The following is a 19,037-nucleotide window of genomic DNA, read 5'->3' on the forward strand; positions in this document are numbered from 1 at the left end:
TTGCTATTTACACTATCTTAGCGACATTCAAAACCGGGGTTCAAAAAAGACTCTCTCGGGGAATAATCCAGTGTATTTCCCTGCCAATCCACCACGCTAGCGCCTGCACCTAATGCCACTGCATGCCCTGCGGCCGTATCCCAGATATTAGTCGGTCCAAAACGAGGATATAACTGCGCGCTGCCTTCCGCCACTAAACAGAATTTTAGCGATGAACCTATCTCAGCTGTGCGATGTTCCGGAAGCTTCTCGAGATACGCCATCAATTGGGGGTCTTGATGAGAACGGCTGATCACCACCACGGGAGGCGTCGCAGCTTTGACGTGAATACGCTGAACTTGCCCATGCTCTTCTTTCCACGCTTGAGAGCCTTCGGCGTAATACATCAACCCTTTTGCGGGTGCGAAAACCACGCCCATGACTGGAATGCCATTTTCAATTAATGCGATATTTACGGTGAAGTCACCATTGCGATTAATGAATTCTTTAGTTCCATCCAATGGGTCAATAAGCCAGTAACGTTGCCAATCACGACGTACAGACCATTCTGGTGGATCTTCTTCTGAAAGTTGAGGGATATCAGGTGATAAACGTGAAAGCCCCTTCTTGATGATTTGATGGGCAGCAATATCCGCAGCCGTGACAGGGGAATCATCTTGTTTATGTTCAACCTGCAATGGCGCATGCCCATTGTAGATTTTCATGATGGCATCACCCGCCTCTCGGGCAAGCGTACAAAGTTGTTGGTGCATTTTATTTCCCCTAATGACACTAAGCCTTTAAGAGTAACAAGAGCAGAATATTTACGCTAATAAAAAAGCCTCATTAGCTATATCGAAATGGCAAATGACCAAAATGACAAGCTAATAAGGCTATTATTTTTTTCTGTAAGTCAGTCAGAAAATTATAAAATTTCCAGTAACTCAACTTCGAAAACGAGGGTGCTGAATGGAGGAATGGATGCGCCAGCACCACGCTCACCGTAAGCTAATTCATGAGGAATGTATAATTCCCATTTTGAACCCACTGGCATTAATGTCAGCGCTTCAATCCAACCTGGGATCACGCCGCTTACTGGGAATTCTGCTGGTTGACCGCGCTGTACGGAGCTGTCGAACACAGTACCGTCAATTAAACGACCAGTGTAATGAACGCGAACACGGTCAGAGCGCGCTGGGATTGCGCCTTCACCTTGGTTGATCACAGAGAATTGCAAACCAGACTCAGTAGTCGATACGCCGTCTTTCTTCTGGTTTTCATCTAAGAATTTTTGACCTTCTGCAGCCAGTTCTTTTTGACGCTCTTGGCGAACTGCATCTGCACGCTCGTGCATTTCACGCAGTGCTTTATGCAGAGCTTCAACTGGAACTGATGGCATGTTGCCTTCTAAAGAATCAGTCAGACCCGCTAAAATTGCGTCTGGAACTAAACCTTCTAGTCCTGATTCTAATAATTGCTGTCCAATTTGTAGACCAATGCCATAGCTCGCTTGAGCTTCTACTGAATCAAAGTTTTGGTTTGCCATGAAAATACCCATTTAATTTTTGAGAAAAACCAAGGATAGCAGCCCCTTTCCTATGGGTAAACCTAAACCCGATAACGGAAGAATAAAACTGTCTAAATTATTCAGTGTTCTCCTAAATTAGTCTTCAACTTGTTAATTTACGCGTAAATAGTGCTAGTATGCGTTAAAACGTCTGTGATTAATTATTCCTCAAATATAGGAGGGGTCATGTTGAGACTATCCACTTTTCATCGCTATGGAATTGCTATTCTAGCGCTGATCGTTATTGCTGCCTTATTTTGGCCATCCAGCGATAAGCCGAATACCGCGCAGAATAATACGGGCAATATACCAAACCAACCTATCGTGATCCCACCGACTTCGCAGCCTAATCCAATCCCGGATACGGTGTTATCGCAACCAGAGCAACCGACAACCAACATCCCAGATACATCACCGACATTGCCAAGTGAGCCTGAAGTTATTCAAGAGCCGCAAACGTCTCAACCGACACAGCAGCCAAGTACCAGCGAACCATCACAACCATCCACGCCACCAACTACTCGCCCGTCAGCTAATGAATGGCAGAATTATCGCGTCCAGAAAGGAAAAACATTGGCGCAGCTATTTCGTGATAATAACTTGCAGGCAAATGATGCCTTTATCATGGCAAAAGCTGAAGGCTCAGAAAAACCCCTTAGCAACTTGCAGCAAGGGCAGAAAATCCGATTGAAAGCCAATGGGAAAGGTGAAGTTCAACAGCTGGAAATTACAGCAACCAACGGTCAAACCTATAGCTTTACACGCTTAAGCGATGGTAGCTACTACCGAACACCTTAATTTATCTTTTAACGTCGGGGATTTCATACAATACCCCGACCTTTCTTTTATTTTCAGAATAAAAATTCAATTGAGACGTTATTTGATGACGTTTCTCACCATAAACTACGTATAATCACTGTTCTTTATTACACTTAATAGTTAAACAGGGAAAAGAACAGGACAATCTATGCAGAAAAACAACAATACCTGCAAAAAGAAGCTCATTAAAATTATCGCCGCCGTAGTTTTACTCTTACTGCTCAGTGTTATTGGCTATATTTCATGGATTAAATACCATGCAGATGGGCTGTGGAATATCATTAGCCAGCAGTGCATTGCTATCAATGATCCTGACCAGCGTAATTCATCTTGCTTGAAAGTGGATTTAGACAATCGCTATGTACTCTTCAAAGACAAAAAAGGTCCGGTTCATAATTTGGTACTGCCAACCGATAAAGTCAGTGGTATCGAATCCCCTTTATTACTCGAAGATAATAGTCCGGATTACTTTACGCTTGCCTGGAATGAACGTGAGAGTGTTAGCCCCGCGGGTCAACCCGTTATTAGCGATGATAAACTCGCCTTAGCGATTAATTCACAATATGGGCGTTCCCAAGATCAACTTCATATCCATATTGCTTGCCTAAAACCGCAGGTTATTGAGCTAGTTAACCAACATGCAGATGCGATTAAATCTGAGTGGCATGTTTTTCCAGTGCAATTGGAAGGGCATGAGTATTGGGCGAAAAAGTTAGATAGCCAACAAAGCCCTTTCAAGCAGCTAAATGAATATGTTCAAGCACATAATGACAGCATGGGGAACTATGGACTGGCGGTGACGGAGCTGAAAGATGGTTCGATGGTATTATTAGCGAATCGGATGGATGTTTGGCAGTTTAATTTAGGTAGTGCAGGAGAATTGCTGGATTACCAATGTTCAGTCAATCAGTAAGTTTTACATATGCTAGAAATAAAAAAACACCGGATTCCCGGTGTTTTTTTATTGTGCCACCGCGTTAACAGTGGCAACTATCATCATTATTGATTACTCAGCAACGATGATAACGTTCAGCTCTGCGAAAACATCGCTGTGTAACTGGAAGTGAACTTCGTGGTCACCAGTAGTACGCAGAACGCCGTTTGGCAGGCGAACTTCGCTTTTCGCAACTTTAACGCCAGCCGCAGTGATTGCGTCAGCGATGTCACGAGTACCGATTGAACCGAACAGTTTACCTTCGTCACCAGCTTTAGAAGCCAGAGTAACAGAACCCAGCGCAGTAACAGCTGCTGCACGAGCCTGTGCTGCTGCCAGAACGTCAGCTAATTTAGCTTCCAGTTCAGCGCGGCGAGCTTCGAAGAATTCAACGTTTTTCTTAGTTGCAGGAACAGCTTTGCCCTGTGGTACTAAGAAGTTACGAGCGTAGCCCGATTTAACGTTAACTTGGTCACCCAGGCTACCTAGGTTAGCTACTTTATCAAGCAGAATAACTTGCATTACCTTATCCTCTATTAGTCGTTAATGGACTGTACCAATTACTGATGACGATCAGTGTATGGTAACAGAGACAGGTAGCGAGCGCGCTTGATAGCACGAGCGAGCTGGCGTTGATATTTTGCACGAGTACCGGTGATACGGCTTGGTACAATTTTACCACTTTCAGTGATATAGTTTTTCAGCGTTGCGATATCTTTATAGTCGATCTCTTGAACGCCTTCCGCTGTGAAACGGCAGAACTTGCGACGACGGAAATAACGTGCCATATGGCTAGTCTCCAGAATCTATCAAATCAATCTGCTCGGCATGTAAGACTAATTTACTGATTCCATTACGTCCCTGATGGGTGCTAATGAAACCTGTAACAGTAATCAGACTGCCGACCGTTATACTGTGAGTATGGGTTTGTAAGGCTTGTCCGCTGGCAATGACGGGCATTCTGCACCATGCTTGCCGTGACATTCCAGCTTCCTGTTGTCCAGAACGATGTTCTAAAACAAACTGGCAATGTGGAATGCCGGACGGACTCACTTTTCGAATCAATGCTTTACAGACTGTGCCTGTCAGCACCAGACGATTAGTGATCACCTGAGCAATTACTCTTCAGAATCCCCAGTTTCTTCTGCTTCTTCGTCTTGATAATCATCAGACATGTCACGGCCGCGACGTTCGTCTTTGGCTTTGACCATTGGAGAAGCTTCTGTTACTGCGTGTTTTAAGCGCATAACCATGCTGCGGATAACGGCATCGTTGAAGCGGAAGTTAGTTTCCAGCTCATCAATCGCTTCCTGTGGAGCTTCTACGTTCAGCAGAACATAGTGAGCTTTGTGCAGTTTGTTGATTGGGTAAGCCAGTTGACGACGGCCCCAGTCTTCCAGACGGTGAATCTGACCTTGTGCGTTAGTGATAACAGCACTGTAACGCTCGATCATGCCCGGAACCTGTTCGCTTTGGTCAGGATGGACCATAAAAACGATTTCGTAATGACGCATTAGTAGTTGCTCCTTACGGATTATTAGCCTCCTGTCTGGGTTAACCGCGGCCCGCGGAGGCAAGGAACTTGTTGAGTGCGGCTAAAAAATTGACGCGTAACTATACCCATCCCAGATAAAAAACTCAAGAGATGGGGACAAATTAAGCACAAATTATTTTATGATTTATTTGGCAATACGTTGACGTACTGCTTCAAATAGGCACACGCCCGTTGCCACAGAGACGTTCAGCGATGAAACTGAGCCTGCCATTGGGATGCTAATCAGCTCGTCGCAATGTTCGCGAGTCAAACGACGCATACCTTCACCTTCCGCGCCCATCACTAATGCGATAGCGCCAGTCAGTTTACTTTGATACAAGTTATGGTCAGCTTCGCCGGCAGTGCCGACAATCCACACATTGTACTCTTGCAGTAAACGTAAGGTTCTTGCCAAGTTAGTCACTCGGATCAGAGGAACGTTTTCTGCCGCGCCACACGCCACTTTCTTCGCGGTTGCGTTCAATTGTGCGGATTTGTCTTTAGGAACAATCACTGCATGAACACCGGCTGCGTCTGCACTACGTAAACACGCACCTAAGTTATGTGGGTCCGTCACGCCGTCGAGGATCAGTAAAAATGGCGATTCGGTGCTTTCCAGTAAATCTGGAAGATCCCCTTCTTGATACTGTTTGCCCGCTAACACATTGGCAATAATCCCTTGGTGTACCGCACCTTCAGTTTGTGCGTCCATCCATTGGCGATTTGCCACTTGCACCACAATCCCCAACGCTTCGATTTCATGAACGATAGGCATCAGGCGGCGGTCTTCACGACCTTTTAAAATATAGACTTCTTTAATACGTTGCGGAGAACGCTCAAGCAGGGCTTTCACTGCGTGAATGCCATAAATAATTTCGCTCATAAATATCTTTTAGGTTGAGAACATTAAATAGGTGGAAAATCAAAAGGTGGCGATTGCCCGCCACCTTGTATCATGAAACGCGCTTATCCCTCTTGTTTTTGGGATTTTTTCGCCACGCGTTTTGCTTTTAACTTGGCACTGATTTTTTTGGTTTTATCGGACGGCTTTTTGCTTTTCGCTTTACCGTTTCCTTTACCTTCAGGTTTCGCGTCTTTGCTGTCTTTCTTGCCTTTTTTCTCTGAACGACGAAATGCAGAATCAGGTTCAAAGTTTTTTTCTTTGCTCACATCGCCTTTTCGACGGGCTGAACGTGTCGCATTTTTAACTTCTTTCTTCATCTTATCCCGCGTGGTTTTACCCGGGTTTTTCGCTTTTCGTGTCGTTGAAATTAAAGCAAAATCAATGGTGCGCTCATCCATGTGTACCGCTTCAACACGAATTTCTACTTCATCGCCAAGGCGATAAGTTGTGCCGGAAGATTCACCGATTAAGCGCTGTCCAACCGCATCATAACGATAATAGTCGTTATCAAGAGTCGAGATATGCACTAAGCCATCAATAAATAGGTCATTTAAGCGAACAAAGAAACCAAAACCTGTCACGCTAGTGATAAGTCCAGTAAACACTTGACCCACTTGGTCTTGCATGAAGTCACATTTTAACCAATCTGCGACGTCACGGGTAGCTTCATCTGCACGGCGCTCGGTCAGTGAGCAGTGCTCGCCCAATTGCAGCATGCTGTCCATATCGGAGTGCCATCCACCCGTTTCCGTCCAGCGCTTATCCCCATGACCATGCTCTTTTGCCAGTAAGTATTTAATACCACGGTGCAAGCTTAAGTCAGGATAACGACGAATTGGCGAGGTAAAGTGCGCATACGATTTCAGAGCTAAACCAAAGTGACCGCGGTTTTCTGGATCATAAATCGCTTGCTTCATTGAACGCAAAATCATGGTCTGTAACAGCTCATGGTCTGGGCGTTCAGCGACTTCGTTCATTACTTGGGCGTAATCTCTTGGCTCTGGCTTCATGCCACCCGGCAGTGTTAAACCTAACTCGCTGAATACTGAGCGTAAGTTCATAACGCTCTCTTCTTTCGGACGGTCATGCACACGGTATAGTGCAGGCTCTTCGTTTTTCTCAACAAATCGCGCCGCCGCAATATTAGCTAAAATCATGCACTCTTCAATTAATTTGTGTGCATCATTACGCTCTACAGGTTCAATACGCTCAATGCGACGTTCCGCATTGAAGATAAATTTGGCTTCTTCAGACTCAAACGAAATAGCGCCACGCTCAATACGTGCTGCATCTAACGCTTTGTATAATTGATGCAAGTGCTCGATATGAGGCACTAACGCTTTGTAGTGCTCGCGCAGCTCTTCATCCCCTTGCAGCATTTTCCAAACTTTGGTGTAAGTTAAACGCGCGTGAGAGCTCATCACCGCTTCATAGAATTTATATGAAGAAAGTTTTCCGGATGCCGAAACCGTCATTTCACATACCATACACAGACGATCTACGCCTGGATTTAGTGAACATAATCCGTTAGACAGCACTTCCGGTAGCATTGGCACAACTTGGGATGGGAAATAGACCGAGTTACCACGGCTATGGGCTTCCGTATCCAGTGCCGTTTGTGGGCGGACATAATAGCTCACATCCGCAATCGCCACCCATAAACGCCAGCCGCCACCTTTTTTCGGTGCGCAGTAAACGGCGTCATCGAAGTCACGAGCGTCTTCGCCATCGATGGTGACGAGTGGAAGATCGCGCAGATCCACACGCCCTTTCTTCGCAGCTTCAGGGACTGTTTCACTGTAATCAGCCACTTGTTTTGTCACTTGTGGCGGCCAAGAGTGCGGAATTTCATGAGTACGTAATGCGATTTCTACCGCCATACCCGTACCCATAGTCTCACCGAGTACTTCAATAATATTCCCAACAGCTTGAGAGCGGCGTTGTGGGCGAGTTTCTAATTCTACCACTACCACGTTACCCATACGGGCGCCACACTGTTTGTCTTTCGGAATTAAAATATCGAAACTTAAACGGCTATCATCAGGAACAACAAACCCCATTCCCGCTTCAATAAAATAGCGTCCAACAATTTGATTATTGCGCGGCTCTAATACACGTACAACACGCACTTCAGTACGCCCTTTACGGTCTTGACCGTATGGTTGAGCCAAAATCACATCACCATGTAAAGCGCGCTTCATCTCATCTTGAGATAAGTAGTAATCTTCTTTTTTACCTTCGACACGCAAGAAACCATAACCATCACGGTGACCAATAACTTTACCTTTTAATAGGTCAATACGTTCTGGTAATGCATAACATTTGCGGCGAGTGAAAACTAACTGTCCATCACGCTCCATCGCACGTAAGCGACGACGCAATGCTTCCAATTCATCTTCCGTAGAGAGGTTGAGTAGCTGTGCAATTTCTTCACGGTTTGCAGGTGCTGTGCGCTTAGATAAGAGATCTAAAATAAACTCTCTACTCGGAATTGGGGATTCGTATTTTTCTGCTTCTCTTTCCTGAAAAGGATCGTTTGACATTGTTACCTCCATTGTCATCAGAGTGATAAATTACTGAGACATTAATCGAGCAGTAATTGATACAGCGGACTATTATCTTTGACCATGTCCGCTAGCGTATATTGGTCTAGTTCTTGTAAAAATTGTTGTATCGCCTTTTGCAATACACCTTTTAGGCGGCAAGCGGGCGTAATATGGCAAAATTCGCCACTACAATTGACTAGAGTGAGTGGTTCTAATGCGCGGACAACATCACCGATCCGAATTGATTCCGCCGGTTGACCCAGTGCGATCCCGCCATTTTTACCACGGGTGGCTTTTACATAGCCAAGGTGGCTTAGCTGATTAATAATTTTAACCATGTGATTACGAGAAACACCATACACTTCAGTAACTTGTGTAATACTCGTCATTTGCCCTTTTTCTAGGGCGGCTAAATAAATTAGGGCGCGTAACCCATAGTCAGTAAAACTTGTCAGCTGCACAATCACCTCAAAAATTTTTGGTACTACAGTATGTAGTGAAATACTTATTTGCCATTTTCGTTATATTTGTTTTTTTGGCTACCATCTAACGGTCATTTTGAACGATTTTCTACAGTATATCGCCTTAGTTTTAGTCTAGCCCATCCTTGCCCGTAAAGATGCTTGCAATGGCACATAATGTTCAACTTGATGGATATTATCTGAAAATTTTAGCGTTTTATCAAAAAGGAAATCATCGGAAGGAAAATCGGAAAGATAAAAAAACAGCGCTCAATGAGCGCTGTTCTGTCTATTACTCAACGTCAAACGGATCGCGCAGGATCATCGTTTCTGAACGGTCTGGACCAGTTGAAATAATATCAACAGGAATGCCCGTCAGGTCTTCAATACGTTTGATATAATCTAAAGCAGCTGTTGGTAATAGCCCTCTTTCTTTAACGCCGAAAGTCGTTTCGCTCCAACCAGGCATTTCTTCATACACTGGTTCTAAGCCTTCCCACTCATCAGCAGCTAAAGGTGTTGTTTCTAACACTTTGCCATCTGGACGGCGGTAGCCAACACAGATTTTCACTTTTTCTAAACCATCTAAAACGTCCAGTTTAGTTAAGCAAAAACCTGACAGAGAGTTAATTTGCACAGCACGGTTGATAGCCACGATGTCTAGCCAACCGGTACGACGTTTACGGCCAGTAGTTGCACCAAATTCTTGACCTTTCTCACGCAGGAATTCACCCGTTTCATCGAACAGCTCAGTTGGGAATGGACCCGCACCAACACGTGTTGAATAAGCCTTGATGATCCCAAGCACGTAGTTCACATAACGTGGGCCTAAGCCAGAACCTGTTGCAACACCACCTGCTGTTGTGTTTGAAGAAGTTACATACGGATAAGTACCGTGGTCGATATCCAGCAGTGTGCCTTGTGCACCTTCAAACATCACTAATTCATTCTTCTGATGCGCTTTGTAGAGCAAATCAGAAACATCAATTACCATGCTAGTCAGAAGGTCTGCAACTGACATGACGTAATCTAACGTTTTTTGGTAATCAACCGCTGGCTCTTTGTAGTAGTGAACCAGTTGGAAGTTATGGTATTCGATGATTTCTTTTAATTTTTCAGCGAAAGTTGCTTTATCGAATAAGTCACCAACACGCAGACCGCGACGTGCAACTTTATCTTCGTATGCAGGACCGATGCCACGACCAGTTGTACCGATAGCTTTTGCTCCACGCGCTTTTTCACGCGCATTGTCTAATGCGATGTGGTAAGGCAGGATCAGTGGGCATGCTTCAGAGATACGTAAACGCTCACGAACAGGAACACCGCGATCTTCCAGTTCTTTCATCTCTTTCATTAAAGCATCAGGCGCAAGAACAACACCATTAGCAATGATGCTGATGACATTTTCACGAAGAATACCGGATGGAATTAAGTGGAGAACGGTTTTTTCACCGTTTACAACAAGAGTATGGCCAGCATTATGGCCGCCCTGATAGCGAACTACATATTTAGCTCGTTCTGTCAGCAAGTCAACGATCTTGCCCTTCCCTTCGTCACCCCATTGGGTGCCCAGTACGACAACGTTCTTACCCATTTCGAAATACACTCGGTTGCTTAAAAATGAATTCTACCATCAAAAATGAACTGTTCCAGTGATATTTTGGCATTACAAAAATTTTTTTCTAGAAAGCAAGCAAAATGGTAGTTTTATTTCTGTCGTAGACTCAAAGTGAATTTTCCCAACCTGAGCAGCTCAAATTTTCCCTGAAAAATCCATCACTTAAAACGACAGGCGAAAAAAAGCCCACCGAAGCGGGCTTTTCTTTATTAGATTAACAGTAATTTAAGCTCGTTGCACGTAACTTAAGCTGTTTATCATTTAATCCGTTGAACGCAGCTTAGTTGGCGCCTTCATAAAGCGGAAGAAATCAGTGTCTGGGCTAAGCACCATCACATCATCACCGCTCTTGAAGCTCTGCTCATAAGCACGCAGGCTACGAATAAAGGCATAAAACTCTGGGTCTTGGTTGAATGCATCAGCAAACAGTTTCGTTGCCATTGCATCACCTTCACCTCGCAGGGTCAGCGCTGTACGCTCTGATTCTGCCAGTGTTTCTGTTACTGTCTTATCCGCTACCGCACGAATTTTAGTTGCTTCTTCTTGACCTTGTGAACGGTGCTGACGCGCTACTGCTTCACGCTCTGCACGCATACGTGCATAGATGGCTTCAGAAACTTCATTTGGTAATTCAATACGTTTGATACGCACGTCAACCACTTCGATACCTAACGCCGCCATACTGTTTGCATTCACAACCAGTGGCTTCAGGTTAGTTTCTTTTTCAACGCGAGCCGCCGCATCTGCAATTGCAGCATCAGCGTCTTTGGTTGCTTCGTCGGTTGCTGTACCTTTGTTCAGTGCATCACGAACATCAACGGTTAAACGACCACGAGAATCAGTGATGATGTCTTTAACACTTAAACGACCAAACTCAGAACGTAAACGGTCACTGAACTTACGTTTTAACAGGGTTTCTGCTTGGAATGGGTTACCGCCGCCAGTCGCTACATAGTAACGGCTGAAATCAGTGACACGCCATTTCAGGTATGAATCCACCATTAAGTCTTTGTTTTCGCTAGTCAGGTAACGGTCAGCTTGAATTTCTAACGTTTGAATACGTGCATCTAGCATTTTCACTGTTTCAATAAATGGAACTTTGAAATGCAGACCTGGTTCATAAACGATTGGTTTATTCTCAGAATCACGTAAAACCTTACCAAAGCGTAATACAATACCGCGCTCAGTTTGAGGGACAATAAAGATTGATGCGTAGGCAACGGCTAAAACAGCAATCACTACAAAAATAAATGACTTACGCATGATTATTGTCTCCCTACTCTAACTGCATCACCACGCACAGGATTGTTTGGCTGCGCAGGTGCTGAACTCGTAGAAGATGAATTGTTCGTTGAGTTCGTCATTCTTGCTGACTGATTCACTTTTGGCGCCGCAGTCGTATTGCCCGTCGCACCACGCATGATTTGATCCAACGGCAGGACTAACATACTGTTGCTCTTATCATTAGCAATTACTTTACGTGTATTTGCTAATACGCGTTCCATCGTTTCGATGTATAAACGTTCGCGGGTAATTTCTGGTGCAGCACGATATTCAGGTAGCATTTTCGCAAAGCTTGCGACCTCACCCTCTGCTTTGAAGACGACGCTCGCCTTGTAAGCTTCAGCTTCTTCGATCATACGTTGCGCGTTACCTTTCGCAAGAGGCAGAACTTCATTTCGGTAAGCGTGCGCTTCACGAATTGTTTTTTGTTCTTCTTCCCTTGCGGAGATTACATCATCAAATGCCGCTTTAACATCTTCTGGCGGACGAGCCGCTTGGAAGTTGACGTCCAGCAGGGTAATACCCATTTTGTATGGTGCAATCGTAGCTTCTAGCTCTTTCTGTGTAACATCACGGATAAAGGCTCGATTCGTAGTCAATACTTGCTCCATGGCAGATTGACCAATAACACCGCGTACCGCACTATCCAGCGCTTGACGCAGGCTATTATCAGGATTAGTCACGCTGAACAGGTATTGAGCTGGGTCAGTAACACGATACTGGACGTTCATTTCAACGCGGATAACGTTTTCATCTGATGTCAGCATCATACCGTTAGTCGCTTGCTCGCGAACAGTTTCAACGTTCACAGGAATGACTTGATCGATAAACGTTGGTTTCCAGTTCAGACCAGGTCCGACAACACCACTATATTCACCAAAACGTAATACTACGCCACGGTCACTTTCTTTAATGGTATAGAAGCCTGAGCCAGCCCAAACTACGACAACCGCAGCAAGTGCTAACATACCTAAACGGCCGCTCAGCTGTGATGGCTGTTTGTTGTTGCCTTCACCGCCGCCGCCTTTATTACCGCCGCCGCCAAGCTTGCTGCCTATTTTACGAAAGAGATCGTCGAGATCATAAGCCCCAGGTTTCCGACCACCTTTGTTCCCGCCAGAGTTGCTGCCTTTATTGCCGCTTCCCCACGGATCGCGGTCTTGTCCGTCATTACCGGGCTGATTCCACGCCATGTTTTAGCTCCATTCTTTATGATTGATTTTTAGGGCTAAGAGCGATATTTCTCATCATTCATTTCACCCATGGGCGTCTTGAATCAAGTCGAGGATATTGGGCTCTTAATATCAATTCCATTGCCTAACTGTGTTGCGGTTAATTCAGTCAACTAACTGTTTTAACATCATTTTTAAACAACATAGTTAGGTAATTGTTGCTCCTGCTTACATAAACGTCGCCAATCCACCATTGGCATACGCACCTCAAGTCCAATAGTGCCGTCTTCTTCTTGCCATTCACGTTCGATGGATTGAAGTTGATAAAAACGACTCCGTAAGCGACCTTCATTCGGCGGTAAACGCAATTCAAAATGTGCGATCTCACCTGAAAGGCATTCCGTTAATGCTTGAAGCAACAAAGGGATACCTTCGCCTGTTTGCGCTGAAACCCAGACACGAACCGGCTTGTTATCCTCATCTCTGTCAATACGCGGGACAAAATCGTCGAGCATATCAACTTTGTTCATCACTAAAAGTGTTGGGATTTCATTTGCTTCGATTTCTTCCAGCACACTGTCAACCGCTTGGATATTTTCATCCAGTCGGACATCAACTGCATCAATCACATGGAGCAGTAAAGTGGCTTCACGTGTTTCTTGCAGAGTTGCTTTAAATGCAGCAACCAGATCATGTGGAAGGTGGCGAATAAAACCCACGGTGTCCGCTAAAACGACAGTTCCTACATCATCAACATCGATACGACGTAAAGTAGGATCTAACGTAGCAAACAGTTGGTCTGCTGCGTAAACATCAGCCGACGTCATCCGATTAAATAAACTGGATTTTCCGGCGTTGGTATAGCCCACCAAGGAAACAGTTGGAATATCTGCTTTGCTTCTTGATTGGCGACCTTGCTCACGCTGTTTTTCGACTCGTCCGAGACGAGATAAAATCTGTTTGATTTTATCTCTGAGTAATCGGCGGTCAGTTTCAAGCTGCGTTTCGCCGGGACCACGTAAACCAATCCCGCCTTTTTGTCGCTCAAGGTGCGTCCATCCTCTCACTAAGCGAGTGGATAAATGCCGTAATTGAGCTAATTCAACTTGAAGTTTACCTTCATGCGTACGCGCACGTTGTGCAAATATATCTAAAATTACCCCTGTACGATCAACGACCTTACATTGGCAAACCCGTTCGAGATTACGTTCTTGAGCAGGGCTAAGTGTGTGGTTAAATAACACCACATCCGCACCACTAGCTTCGACGGCTTCAGCGATTTCTTCAGCTTTCCCTTCCCCAACGAAAAATTTTGGGTGGGGAGCCTTACGGCTGCCAGTTACTATTTGTACAGGTTTAACGCCAGCAGACGTCACTAAGGACTCAAATTCTGCTAAATTATCAATGTCTTTTTCTTGATCAAAAAAGACATGAACCAGTACAGCTAGTTCACCGCCTTCATACCTATCAAACAAGGTGTAACCTCTTAGGCTAAACAATAATTGCAAAGGAAAGACACAGGTATAGTCTCCCTACCCATGCTTTCCTTGTTTTTAGCGTACAGTCTTACTCAGCTGATTCGCCATCTTGCCCAGCAGAAGCACCACCGTGGTAGTTGCCATTGCCAGCGCCAGCAGTACCTGTACCGCTATGATGAGAAACAGGGCGTGCTGGAACCACAGTAGAGATAGCGTGTTTATAAACCATCTGGCTAACTGTGTTTTTCAGCAAAATAACAAATTGGTCAAAAGATTCGATTTGACCCTGCAATTTAATACCATTAACTAAATAAATAGAGACCGGAACCCTTTCACGACGTAATGCGTTCAGGAACGGATCTTGCAAAGATTGCCCCTTAGCCATTCTATGTTTTCCTTATTTTGTTGTTTTTTAAATGAGAATCTTACGATTCCTAAAAATTACTACTCAAAAATTACGCTTAACGCTTTAATTGTACACAAAGAATAGCCCTATGCACTAATAACCTGTATAACGGTGTCAAGCGCTTGCTGAGGTTGTTCACTATCTAACCGATGAACATTGTCCCAGCTTCTCAACCAAGTGATCTGCCGTTTAGCCAATTGGCGCGTCGCGCAAATCCCTCGATAAACCATTTCATCATAATCTATTTCACCATCGAGATAAGACCACATTTGCCTATAACCTACACAACGAATGGAAGGTAAATCAACATGAAGATCACCTCGTTGGTATAGCGCTTTAACTTCGTCTTCAAACCCTGCTTCTAGCATTAAACGAAAACGACGTTCGATACGCTCATGTAAAATTTTACGATCTTGTGGCTCAATAGCAAACTGAAACACATTATAAGGCAATTCTGTGCCTGCTGTTTGAGTCATTTCAGTCAAAGTTTGTCCCGAAATGAGATATACCTCTAAAGCTCGGGATAATCTTTGTGGATCATTAGGATGAATACGAGCCGCAGAGACGGGATCGACCTCAGCCAAGCGGCGGTGTACTTCAGCCCAACCTTGTTCTTTTGCTATGTTCTCAATTGCCTCACGCACTTCAGGAGAGGCCGATGGCAGCGGTGATAAGCCTTCTAATAAGGCTTTAAAATAGAGCATGGTGCCACCAACCAGTAATGGAATCTTACCTTGAGACGAAATTTCATCCATTACATTTAATGCGTCACGACGAAAATCGGCCGCAGAATAAGGCTGAGATGGATCGAGGATATCTATCAAACGATGCGGGGCTTGGCTAAGCTCTTCTTGATTAGGCTTCGCGGTACCAATATCCATTCCTCGATAAATCAATGCCGAATCGACACTAATAATCTCCACAGGCAAATGCTTGCGTAATTCGATGGCCAATGCCGTTTTGCCCGAAGCCGTTGGCCCCATTAAGAAGATGGCATTAGGTTTTTGCTGAGTTACTAAATCACTCATTTGTTAGTGTAGCTACCACGGGTTGTAAATTAATTAATTGTAATAATGTTGGCGGTGGATTTGTAACCCACTGCGGACAGATCCGCTCAACATCAGCCAGTAATTGAACTGCCTGCGCCAAACTCCAACTTTCTTCGTTTTTTGCCTGAGAAATCGCATTTGCTAGCCATTGCGCGATATTTTCATTCGAGACACTCTCTTTTGCTGACAAAAACACGATTAAATCAGAAAAAAGCTGCGATAAATTTTGCGTTCTTAACGGTAACGATACCGTATGAATTGTTACTTTTCCATGAAATATCGAGGCATCGATACCAAATAGTGTCAATTGTTCCTTATAACGTTGTAAAACCTCTATTTCGTCACTTTTTAGTGACAATTTTAAGGGAATTAGCAACGGTTGAGGTTTTAATCCACCATTTTCTGGCGTTAATTGAGCCAGCTTGAGTAAGTAATTTGCTTCATTCAAGGATAACAGGATTATCCCTAATGAAGACTCAATTAATGCAAAGTTTTTTGCGTAAATTGTCAATACTTTACCGAATTGGTAGTTATCCGCACTTTTCGCTACAGATTGGCTGCCTACAGGATTGACATTCAACGGCTTTCTTTCTGGGAATAACGGTTTTTTATCTTCAGGCGCAACGGGAATCGACATCAAACGTTGATACAGTTCTCCCGCTTTACGTTCATAGCTTGGCTCTGAGCGTTGATAGCTTGGTGTTGGACTGGATTTACCTGCATTGTCTGAAGCAAAAGAGCGACTTTTGCCCGTTGCTGATTCATTTCGTGGTTCACCATAAGAAAGAGAAGGCTCTTGACCATGACTTCGTTGAGATCCTTGCGGTTTCTCTATTTCTGGTGAAGCCGGAGATGCAAAGTAGTTATCCCCCGCAGATGCCCGGTTTTCAACTTCGTTGGATACTGGCTCTATTCCCGGAAGTTCATTTTCCGTCAGCGCATTAAGCAATACAGTACGTACCGCTTGATAAATGAAATCATGCACTAATCTGGCTTGATGAAAACGCACTTCATGTTTAGCCGGATGGACGTTCACATCCACTTGCTTTGGATCGATGGTCAAATACAGCACATAAGCAGGTTGTTGATTCTCATCCAAATGACCTTCATAAGCTTGGCGGATCGCATGGTTGATCAGCTTATCGCGCATCATACGACCATTCACATAGCAATACTGAATATCACTGACTCCGCTAGACGTCGTTGACGGTGTAACCACCCAGCCTTTGATTCCTAAATCACTGTGCTCCCATGAAAGCGCTAACGCGCCTTGCATAAAGCCCGTTCCGCAGATTGCACCTAAACGGCGCTCTTGCTGGTTGGCATCTTGCGCTGCACGATACTGCTTAACTAACTTTCCATTGTGCGACAAATTAATCGCCACATCAGGGCGGGAAAGTGCAATTCGACGCACGATTTCATCAATATGTCCAAACTCGGTTTTTTCTGTGCGCATAAATTTGCGACGCGCTGGCGTATTGTAAAAAAGATCCAGCACTTCGACTGTAGTGCCATTTGGATGGGCTGCGGGTTTTACCGTCACCTGCATGTCACGACCTTCTGCATAGGATTGCCATGCCTCAGTTTGCTCAGCAGGTTTGGAGGTTAATGTCAGGCGGGAAACAGAGCTAATACTGGCAAGGGCTTCCCCACGGAACCCCATGCTCATGATAGCTTCAAGGTCATCTAATGTCGCAATTTTACTAGTGGCATGGCGCGCTAAAGCGAGGATCAACTCATCTTTGTTGATCCCACAGCCATTATCCCGAATACGGATCAGCTTTTCCCCTCCTCGCTCAATCTCGATATCGATACGAGTAGCCCCTGAATCAAGGCTATTTTCGACTAACTCTTTAACCACGGAGGCGGGTCTTTCGACCACTTCACCCGCCGCTATTTGGTTCGCTAATTGAGGAGAAAGGATCTGGATTGCCATAACCTAATTCACTTATTTTGGCGCTGCTTGCAGCGGATTCGCTAAAAAGTACTGACGTAACCCTTGGTGAATACCATCAGCCACTTTTTCTTGATAATCATTGGACTTCAATAGCTGCTCTTCGGATGTATTACTGATAAACCCAGTTTCCACTAAAATGGATGGAATATCGGGAGAACGTAGTACGCCAAGGCTCGCATGTTCTGGCGTTTTCTTATGAATATTACCAATTTTTCTGAGCTGCTGAATGACATGAACCGCAACATCGTAACCCACACGTTGTGAGTGCCCAAACTGTAAATCCAATACCGCTTGGCTTAAATACGGATCTGCACCACTGAGTGCGTCCCCCGCCCCACCAAGAAGTTCAGATTGTTTTTCACGTTGCTCCAACCAACTACCTAATTCACTGTTTGCTCGGCGATTAGATAGTACCCAAACGGATGCCCCGCGAGCGCTACTGTTTGGTGCTGAGTCAGCGTGAATAGAAACCAGCATGTTGGCGCCTTTTTTACGCGCAACGTCTGAACGACCACTGACGGAAATAAAATAGTCTCCATCCCTTGTCATTACAGGCTTAAACATCGGATCAGCATCCAATTTTTGATACAGTTTACGCGCCACACTCAGTGTCACGTCTTTTTCTTTATAACCGTTTTTACCAATCGCTCCAGGGTCTTTTCCACCATGACCCGCATCAATCGCAATCACTACCTGCTTAGTACCTTTTGGCAAGGTTTTGGTTGGTGTTGCTGGGGTTGATGGTGTGGTTGACGTGGTCGATGAAGCCGCGGCTGGTGCATTCATTTTTAATGGTTTTTCTTGTACCGGCTGAACGGGCTGCGAATTACGTGTGGATGGCGTTGCAGTCGGCTGGGCTGGCATCACGGTATTATTATATGAATTTGATGTCTGTCCTTTACCTGTTGATACTGTAAAGACAACTTGGTATTGACCAGAAACTTGCTGAACAACCGCTTTAGTCTTTGCAGCTTGAGAAAGCTCAAGGACAATACGTTTGTGTTGGCTATCAGGTGCTTGGCTAGCGCGAACTTGCTTCACTAAGTCCCCTTTCGGTAACTTAAGCGGTAAACCAATAATTTCACCACGTTGCTGAACATCAATCACTAAGCGTTCTGGTGAGTGCAGCGGGAAGTAGGAATAATCAGGCTTTCCATCAACAAATGTTAATGTCACTTGAGCCTGTGAAGGGCTATTACTAACTTGAATATTAGAGAGAGATGCGGCTTTGGCGGTTGATGTCACCAAAGCCAGAGCAAACATCATCAATAATAAGAAAAGAGAAAAAATACCCTTGGTAGTTATTCTGTTCATCGATGCATTCATCAT

General features: G+C 44.7%; 19 protein-coding genes. 2 read left to right on the forward strand and 17 right to left on the reverse strand.

Translation table 11 applies throughout. From position 1 onward, the window contains the following. Positions 1–17 precede the first annotated feature (17 nt). Both cysQ and HFU86_RS18005 read right to left on the reverse strand, forming a co-directional pair. Entirely contained in the window at positions 18–752 is a 735-nt protein-coding gene (cysQ, locus tag HFU86_RS18000) for a 3'(2'),5'-bisphosphate nucleotidase CysQ (RefSeq protein ID WP_187129777.1), read from the reverse strand. Between the two features lie 152 nt (positions 753–904). Then, on the reverse strand, positions 905–1,525 hold the full coding sequence (locus HFU86_RS18005; RefSeq protein WP_036949262.1) for a peptidylprolyl isomerase: 621 nt from the start codon (positions 1,523–1,525) through the stop codon (positions 905–907). 207 nt (positions 1,526–1,732) lie between these two features. On the opposite strand from HFU86_RS18005, the gene HFU86_RS18010 reads away from it, so the two are divergent. Both HFU86_RS18010 and HFU86_RS18015 read left to right on the forward strand, forming a co-directional pair. Continuing rightward, positions 1,733–2,344 carry a LysM-like peptidoglycan-binding domain-containing protein gene (locus HFU86_RS18010; protein ID WP_132496341.1) on the forward strand — a complete coding sequence of 204 codons (612 nt, stop codon included), beginning with the start codon at positions 1,733–1,735 and terminating at the stop codon, positions 2,342–2,344. 169 nt (positions 2,345–2,513) lie between these two features. Continuing rightward, positions 2,514–3,278: a CDP-diacylglycerol diphosphatase gene (locus HFU86_RS18015; protein ID WP_187129778.1), complete on the forward strand. Its 765-nt coding sequence runs from the start codon at positions 2,514–2,516 to the stop codon at positions 3,276–3,278. Between the two features lie 93 nt (positions 3,279–3,371). Here the strand turns inward: HFU86_RS18015 and rplI are convergent, their stop codons facing one another. From rplI to amiB, 15 genes are all read right to left on the reverse strand, one after another. Beyond that, positions 3,372–3,821 (reverse strand): 50S ribosomal protein L9, encoded by a 450-nt coding sequence (rplI, locus tag HFU86_RS18020; RefSeq protein ID WP_036948960.1) that lies wholly within the window; start codon positions 3,819–3,821, stop codon positions 3,372–3,374. 38 nt (positions 3,822–3,859) lie between these two features. Beyond that, a complete protein-coding gene (gene rpsR, locus HFU86_RS18025; RefSeq protein ID WP_000135199.1) occupies positions 3,860–4,087 on the reverse strand; it encodes a 30S ribosomal protein S18 in 228 nt (75 codons plus the stop codon). Positions 4,088–4,091: 4 nt separating this feature from the next. Next, positions 4,092–4,409 (reverse strand): primosomal replication protein N, encoded by a 318-nt coding sequence (gene priB / locus HFU86_RS18030; RefSeq protein WP_036948958.1) that lies wholly within the window; start codon positions 4,407–4,409, stop codon positions 4,092–4,094. A gap of 8 nt (positions 4,410–4,417) precedes the next feature. After that, positions 4,418–4,813 (reverse strand): 30S ribosomal protein S6, encoded by a 396-nt coding sequence (gene rpsF / locus HFU86_RS18035; RefSeq protein ID WP_006657979.1) that lies wholly within the window; start codon positions 4,811–4,813, stop codon positions 4,418–4,420. Positions 4,814–4,978: 165 nt separating this feature from the next. After that, the gene (gene rlmB, locus HFU86_RS18040) at positions 4,979–5,716 is read right to left on the reverse strand and encodes a 23S rRNA (guanosine(2251)-2'-O)-methyltransferase RlmB (protein ID WP_036948954.1); all 738 of its coding nucleotides are present in this window, start codon (positions 5,714–5,716) and stop codon (positions 4,979–4,981) included. Positions 5,717–5,799: 83 nt separating this feature from the next. Further along, positions 5,800–8,280, reverse strand: a complete 2,481-nt coding sequence (gene rnr / locus HFU86_RS18045) for a ribonuclease R (protein WP_132496339.1) — start codon at positions 8,278–8,280, stop codon at positions 5,800–5,802. Between the two features lie 41 nt (positions 8,281–8,321). Beyond that, complete coding sequence (gene nsrR, locus HFU86_RS18050) at positions 8,322–8,744, reverse strand: nitric oxide-sensing transcriptional repressor NsrR (protein ID WP_036948950.1); 423 nt, start codon at positions 8,742–8,744, stop codon at positions 8,322–8,324. 292 nt (positions 8,745–9,036) lie between these two features. Then, on the reverse strand, positions 9,037–10,338 hold the full coding sequence (locus HFU86_RS18055) for an adenylosuccinate synthase (protein ID WP_132496338.1): 1,302 nt from the start codon (positions 10,336–10,338) through the stop codon (positions 9,037–9,039). A 285-nt stretch (positions 10,339–10,623) separates the two neighbouring features. After that, complete coding sequence (gene hflC / locus HFU86_RS18060; RefSeq protein ID WP_132496337.1) at positions 10,624–11,625, reverse strand: protease modulator HflC; 1,002 nt, start codon at positions 11,623–11,625, stop codon at positions 10,624–10,626. A gap of 2 nt (positions 11,626–11,627) precedes the next feature. Next, positions 11,628–12,839 carry an FtsH protease activity modulator HflK gene (hflK, locus tag HFU86_RS18065; RefSeq protein ID WP_132496336.1) on the reverse strand — a complete coding sequence of 404 codons (1,212 nt, stop codon included), beginning with the start codon at positions 12,837–12,839 and terminating at the stop codon, positions 11,628–11,630. A 173-nt stretch (positions 12,840–13,012) separates the two neighbouring features. Then, entirely contained in the window at positions 13,013–14,293 is a 1,281-nt protein-coding gene (gene hflX, locus HFU86_RS18070) for a ribosome rescue GTPase HflX (RefSeq protein WP_132496335.1), read from the reverse strand. 91 nt (positions 14,294–14,384) lie between these two features. Next, on the reverse strand, positions 14,385–14,681 hold the full coding sequence (hfq, locus tag HFU86_RS18075; RefSeq protein WP_006662385.1) for an RNA chaperone Hfq: 297 nt from the start codon (positions 14,679–14,681) through the stop codon (positions 14,385–14,387). A 107-nt stretch (positions 14,682–14,788) separates the two neighbouring features. Next, a complete protein-coding gene (gene miaA / locus HFU86_RS18080) occupies positions 14,789–15,730 on the reverse strand; it encodes a tRNA (adenosine(37)-N6)-dimethylallyltransferase MiaA (protein ID WP_154628849.1) in 942 nt (313 codons plus the stop codon). After that, entirely contained in the window at positions 15,723–17,687 is a 1,965-nt protein-coding gene (mutL, locus tag HFU86_RS18085) for a DNA mismatch repair endonuclease MutL (protein WP_187129779.1), read from the reverse strand. The genes miaA and mutL overlap by 8 nt, the downstream gene beginning before the upstream one ends. Positions 17,688–17,699: 12 nt before the next feature. Further along, positions 17,700–19,037, reverse strand: coding sequence for an N-acetylmuramoyl-L-alanine amidase AmiB (gene amiB, locus HFU86_RS18090; RefSeq protein WP_132496332.1), 1,338 nt, complete (start codon positions 19,035–19,037; stop codon positions 17,700–17,702).

The organism is Providencia sp. JUb39, from assembly GCF_012272845.1.
Lineage (GTDB): Bacteria > Pseudomonadota > Gammaproteobacteria > Enterobacterales > Enterobacteriaceae > Providencia > Providencia lanzhouensis.